Annotated in this window: 1 protein-coding gene; it reads right to left on the reverse strand. The window is 62.0% G+C overall.

Going from position 1 to position 1,556, the window contains the following annotated elements; translation table 11 throughout:
• Positions 1-145: 145 nt before the first annotated feature.
• Entirely contained in the window at positions 146-1,480 is a 1,335-nt protein-coding gene (locus IEX64_RS24200) for an ISNCY family transposase (RefSeq protein ID WP_188824022.1), read from the reverse strand.
• Positions 1,481-1,556: the final 76 nt, after the last annotated feature.

Consider the following 1,556-nt stretch of genomic DNA (forward strand, 5'->3'; position numbering starts at 1 on the left):
TATCGACAGCGTATTCTGAGTTGGGCACGTCGCTGTTTTGGCGCCCGGGGCAGGGTTATGGCGAGACCGGCACTTTTGCCCGAACAGCAGGCACGTGAGATCGCCCGGCGGCCGCCGGTGGAGCAGTCTCGGGGCGCGGACCTGACTATGTTGGCTTGAGGCGGGCGAAGATTGCGAGATTGTTGGCGACGACCGACGACCACACATAGGATTTGAAGTGCTCAATCCCGCGCCACGTACAGCGCGTCAGGCCGTAGGCGCGCTTGAGGCACGAGATGCCGGCCTCGATGCCGGCGCGGAAGTTGCGCAGCTGGCGATAAACCCATTTACTCTTGGCCATGTCCTCGATTCTGAGACCGCACTTCTTGTGGAAGGCCACGTCGCGTACCCCGATTGCCTTGGCCTGTTTGAGATTGTCCCGACTGGCAAAACCGCCATCGGCGGCTGATTGGCGCGGCGGCTCGCCATACATGGCGACATGCCGTTCGAGCATGGGCAGGAAGCGCGCCGCATCCGCCGGATTGCCATCCTCGATGACGACGTCGAGGATCATGCCGCTCTTGCCGGTGGAGAAGTTGAGCTTGTGGCCGTATTGAACGTCGCGGCCGCCTTTGACGATGATTTCGGCATGCGGTTCAAACAGGCTGACCAGCTTGTCGGCCGTCGGGACGCGCTCGCCGGCGAAGACCCGCCGCCGGCTCTGATCGATGACCCGTTCGATCAGGGACAGATAGTGTTCGACCTCAAGACGCCAGGCTGCGCTCTCGATGCTCGAGCCAAGGTGCAACGCCAGGCTGCGCAGCGATGCCATCGTGGCCTGGGTGGCATCGATCAAGTCCCGGTACAGCCGCGCCTTCTTGTCCTTGCCCCGACTGTATCGGATCGCCAGCGCCCTTTTCCTGGCGAGCCGCTGGCGATTGCGCCAGACGATGGCGGTGCCGCCCGGCAGGCTGGCGGCCTGCTTGAGCAAGCGTGTCATGACCCGCACACTATCGCACAGCAGCGAACTGTCGCTGGGAGCATGCATCAGTGCCTCGCACACGGTACTGTCGATCCGTACGAGTGTGCCGCGCTCGAGCTTTTCCTGCCTGGCATCGCGCAGCAACGCCTGATTGACTTGTTCCCAGGTCTGCGCCCCGATCCGACTGATCGTCTTTTGCAGCACCGACTTCTTCGGGCGCAACGCCAGGGGCAGTCGGGCAAAGGCGCGGAATGAACATGAATCCTCGAGATGAAAGGCCAGTTCCTCGTAACTCAGCTGACGATATTGCTTGAGCACGGCGCACCGCAGAACCGATTCCACCGGTAGCCCCTGACGCCCCGTGTCCTTGATGCCAGCCTCACCAAGATCTGCCGCCAGCAGTGGCAGCAACTCAGGGTGCGCATCGAGCCACCCTGAAATCGCCTTGAGCTCACGTCCGATCTGGTGATCGGCAAACAGATCGAATAGGCTGCTCTGGATGATGCGTTTTTGGCGCATTGTCGGCTCCGGCGTGTGTTGATTATGCCATGATCTCAGTGGTTTGAGCCCACAGCATAACCGACACCGCCGGGCC

The organism is Novosphingobium indicum (genome assembly GCF_014645195.1).
GTDB lineage: Bacteria > Pseudomonadota > Alphaproteobacteria > Sphingomonadales > Sphingomonadaceae > Novosphingobium > Novosphingobium indicum.